Source organism: Shewanella sp. 11B5 (assembly GCF_002836795.1).
Taxonomy (GTDB): Bacteria; Pseudomonadota; Gammaproteobacteria; order Enterobacterales; family Shewanellaceae; genus Shewanella; species Shewanella frigidimarina.
The window spans coordinates 1-3,805 of the sequence record NZ_PJAP01000618.1 but is presented as its reverse complement, the minus strand read 5'-3'; the positions used below and the strand labels follow the sequence as shown (position 1 = coordinate 3,805).

The window sequence follows — 3,805 nt, the reverse complement described above, 5'->3', positions numbered from 1 at the left end:
ACTTTTTAATTTTTTTTAGCCATTTTGTGCTTTTTTAAGCTAAATAGAGTTATTTCTGTAAGCAGAATTTGTTACTCTTCGAGTACAGATAAACGCCTATTTGATAATAAACAAATAACGATTTACTAGTTTAAAGGATGCTTTATGTTGGATAGCTCGAAAATTCAATACCCACCATTACAACTAATACAAACATGGGTATGGATGATGATTGAATCAGGTAACCCTGAACTGCAAGATAAAGGTCGTGATAATCTTATCTCTGCTTTTGGCAGTTTAGCTAAGGCCAATGAATACTTAGTACAACATATAAAAAAATAAGGCGCATTGAGCGCCTTATTTTTTAGGTGTGACTAACTCAAATATCAGGCTTGACGTCGGTCAAGTACACTCTTATTGAGTGTTGCTAAAAGTGACTCTGTGTCATCCCAACCAATACAAGCATCCGTTACGCTCTGTCCGTAGCACAATTCACTACCTTCAATGAGGTCTTGGCGTCCTTCAACTAAATGACTTTCAACCATCACACCAAAAATAGCATGATTACCTTGAGATATTTGCCCACCGACATCATCGGCAACCAGCATCTGCTTTTTATAATCTTTACTACTATTAGCATGGCTAAAATCAATCATAATATTGTCAGTTAAGCCTGACTTAGCAAGCTGTTTGGCGATATCAGACACATGTTCGGCACTATAGTTAGGTGCTCGACCGCCACGTAAAATGATATGGCAATCTGGATTCCCTTTAGTTGACACTATGGCCGAATGACCAAACTTAGTAACCGACAAGAAATGATGTGGCGCACTCGCGGCTCCAATGGCATCAATAGCCACTTTAATGGTTCCGTCGGTACCATTTTTAAATCCTACAGGACAAGACAGCCCCGATGATAATTCACGGTGTACTTGAGATTCGGTAGTACGTGCGCCGATGGCGCCCCAACACATCATGTCAGCAACATATTGAGGTGTGATCATATCTAAAAACTCACCTGCTGTTGGCATTCCTGAGTCATTTAAATCGACAAGTAATTTACGAGCGGTCCGTAAACCATCATTTAATTGAAAACTGTTATCCATATAAGGATCATTAATTAACCCTTTCCAACCGACTGTCGTTCTCGGCTTTTCAAAATACACTCTCATGACAATTTCAAGCTGATTTTTATACTGTTCCCGCAATTTAACTAAGCGTTGACCATACTCTAAGGCGGCAACAGGATCGTGAATTGAACAAGGGCCAATCACCACTAATAAGCGATCATCTTTACGGGCTAAAATTTGATGAATACTGTTACGCGCATTAAAAACAGTTGATGATGCATGTTCGGTTGCCGGAAATCGTTCTAGAATCGCAATGGGTGGCAGCAATTCTTTTATTTCATCGATACGAATATCGTCATTTTGATAATGCATAGTGGTTACAACTCCGGCAAAACGTCTTATGTGTCTGATTCAGTAAAAATAAATCAGCTGATACGATTCATTAAAAATGATAAAAAACCATCGAAAAAATGAACATGAATCATCAATTTAACCAGTATCTATCGACAAATCAATCAAGTATTATTCATCAGTGCCGATAACAGAGACTATACGTAAGTGATTGGGAATACGTAATAAGAAGCAATAGCAACTCAGCTCAGTTAACGGCTGCGTAAAACGAGTATGGAATACACTTATACATTGATTGTTTAGCACCTAATATCACTAAAACAAACTGTCTTATCAAAAAGACACTCTAATGATATTAATATGCTTTACTTTAGTGATTAACATCATTAATTCAACACAAGGAAGATGAGCGACTTAATACTTGGCAAGCTATCCAGAGGAGGATAACACATTGAAATATTGGTCAATTTTTTTATTAAGCTTATTATTAACTCTTTGCTATCCCGCCATTGCCACGTCCGTTGATCCAATCGATGATGAACACGAATTAGTCGAATTTCACTCGCAAACTTACCATGAAAAATTGATTCCAGTCATTGATAGTATTAGTTTTTCTACCAGTAACAGTATTGCACCTTATTTCTTTACCGATGAAAATGCTGGCGTGCAGTATGACCTTTTGAAGGCAGCTCTGAACAGTGAAAATATAGACATAAAAGAAATTGTTCATGCGCCTAATTTACGTGCACAGCGTCTAGTTAAAACCAATAAAATAGACTGCATGATCAATGCCCCTGATAATGTGGAAGGACTGTTTTATACGCAAAGCTTACTTGAATATCAAAATAGCGTGTTTTACTTATCAAGAAACAACCTTCAAATTGAACAATTTAACGATCTTAGCGCATTGTCTATTTTAGGATTTCAAAACTCAAAACAATACTTAGGTGATGAGTTTAAAGACATCGCGAATGCTAACCCTCACTACAGTGAAATAACCAATCAAAAAAGCCAAGTGGTGATGTTATTCAATGGATATGTTGAAGTCATTGTTTTAGAAAGACGGATATTTGAATATTATCGTCATTTACTCAAATCAAAACTCGATACCAGTATCCCAGTAACAGAAGTGGTACTATTTGACCCTGCACAACGAAAAATTGCTTGTCATGATCAAATAATAGCTAACCGAGTAGATAGTGCTATTACTACACTCAAACAGTCATATCGCTACCAAGAGATACTCGACCTAGCTGAACAAAACAATTATCAACCACAGCATCAAATGCCTTAAAGGTACTAATTCTGTTTCAACGCTTGCAGCTTAATTTGGTAGCGTTGCTTATTACTATTATCACTTAAGGCCAACGCACGTTTAAGATTTTTCTCAGCCAACCGCTCTTCACCTGTTGCCCAATAAGCCCTAGACAAACCAAAATAAAACTCATGGCGATAATCCGCTTTATCAACAGCTCGTTTATACCATATGAGTGCATCTTGATATTGCTTATCAAAATACGCTTGTTGAGCCATGTCAAAATAATAAAACGGATTATTTATTCTCGCGAGCTCAAGCACCTTATGTATTTGTGCCCATTCATCTAAACGTCCTTGTTGACCTAAAATCAACGCCAAATTGTATAATGTCGTTAAATCTTGAGAGTCAATTTGTAGCGCTAAACGATATGCATATTCAGCCTCATCTTCGTAGCCCTTATGTCGATAAATAACCGCTAGGGTATTGATTGCTGCAACATGTTGCGGATCCAGTTGAATGCTTTTTTTAACCAATGCATAAGCTGTATCATAATCGGTGTTAATCAACGCTTCTGCTGCAATATTGTTATAAAACATCGAGGTTAACTGCCGCTTATTAACTGTTTTTTTATGATAAGCACGCACAGAACGTTCAGGTAAAAAGTCCACTAGAACATCTGTACCTCTAAATAACACTGTGTTATTTGACCTCGGAGGTAATAAACGTAAATTAACGTGACCATTAACTAAATAAAAACCACCTCGTCTATCCCACACTGGTTCAACATCGATGTCATTAAACTCCACGGGCACATTTAACGCATCAGCCAGTGCCGCCGACAACACAACCAAAGACATACAATTACCTTGACGATTAAGCACGGTTTCACTGGCCGAGCGAGTCACATTATCACGGTATTCAAAACCACCATCTTGTGCGCCTATATATTGCGCCAACCATTCATTAGCCATAACATTTTGATTACGAAGAGTACCATCGGCTTGAAACTGTCGTCTAAATTGTGCGACAAACTTTTCAGGTAAACGATAAATATCATCAATAGACACAGTCTCAACAGGCATGAACATTTCATCATGAAATAGGTCAGCAATCTTTACAGCTTTGTTTTGGGGTTGAGTTGATTGAC

At 37.7% G+C, this 3,805-nt stretch carries 4 protein-coding genes; 2 read left to right on the top strand and 2 right to left on the bottom strand.

Features of this window, described 5'->3' with window-relative positions; genetic code table 11:
* Nucleotides 1-144: 144 nt before the first annotated feature.
* The gene (locus CXF78_RS14290; RefSeq protein ID WP_011636116.1) at nucleotides 145-321 is read left to right on the top strand and encodes a hypothetical protein; all 177 of its coding nucleotides are present in this window, start codon (nucleotides 145-147) and stop codon (nucleotides 319-321) included.
* A gap of 44 nt (nucleotides 322-365) precedes the next feature.
* Here CXF78_RS14290 and aroG read toward each other — a convergent pair whose 3' ends face one another.
* Entirely contained in the window at nucleotides 366-1,421 is a 1,056-nt protein-coding gene (aroG, locus tag CXF78_RS14285) for a 3-deoxy-7-phosphoheptulonate synthase AroG (RefSeq protein WP_102037179.1), read from the bottom strand.
* A gap of 430 nt (nucleotides 1,422-1,851) precedes the next feature.
* Between aroG and CXF78_RS14280 the strand changes: the two genes are divergently transcribed.
* Nucleotides 1,852-2,694, top strand: a complete 843-nt coding sequence (locus CXF78_RS14280; protein WP_102037178.1) for a substrate-binding periplasmic protein — start codon at nucleotides 1,852-1,854, stop codon at nucleotides 2,692-2,694.
* Between the two features lie 5 nt (nucleotides 2,695-2,699).
* Here the strand turns inward: CXF78_RS14280 and CXF78_RS14275 are convergent.
* A partial coding sequence (locus tag CXF78_RS14275; protein WP_102037177.1) for a tetratricopeptide repeat protein occupies nucleotides 2,700-3,805 on the bottom strand: 1,106 nt, incomplete at its 5' end.

What these genes read in the sequence shown, in the direction of transcription:
- CXF78_RS14290 (WP_011636116.1), top strand. Translation starts at nt 145, where the DNA reads ATGTTGGATAGCTCGAAAATTCAATACCCACCATTACAACTAATACAA.
- aroG (WP_102037179.1), bottom strand. Translation starts at nt 1,421, where the DNA reads ATGCATTATCAAAATGACGATATTCGTATCGATGAAATAAAAGAATTG.